Below are 375 nucleotides of genomic sequence, written 5' to 3' on the forward strand. Positions count from 1 at the left end.
GGCCGGCCGGGCGCCGCACGGGCTTCACCCGGCGCGCCAACTCGGTGCTGCCGCTCGGTGATCCGGGCCGCCCGCTGGACGTGGCGCTGACGGCCGTACGGGACTGGTACGCGGAGCGCGGGCTGCCCGCGTACGTGCAGACCGCGACCGGTGCCGAGGGCACCCAGGAGGTGCTGGGCGCCGAGCTGGAGCGGCGGGGCTGGGTCCGGGAGGTGACCGCCGAGGTGTGGGTGGGTGCCCTGGCCCCGCTCGCCGACCTGCCCGCGCACCCGGCCCGGGTGGAGCTGTCCCGGACGGTGGACGGGGCGTGGCTGGCCCGGTACGGACGCAAGGGCCTCGACGAGGTGGCGCTGCGCGTCCTGGGCGGGGGGCCGT

1 pseudogene is annotated in these 375 nt (G+C 78.9%); it reads left to right on the forward strand.

Annotation, left to right across the window (positions count from 1 at the left end):
* Positions 1-375 (forward strand): annotated as a pseudogene (locus tag G3I53_RS02240) (GNAT family N-acetyltransferase); the annotation flags it as partial.

Source organism: Streptomyces sp. SID14436 (assembly GCF_010548465.1).
In the GTDB taxonomy this organism is placed as follows: domain Bacteria; phylum Actinomycetota; class Actinomycetes; order Streptomycetales; family Streptomycetaceae; genus Streptomyces.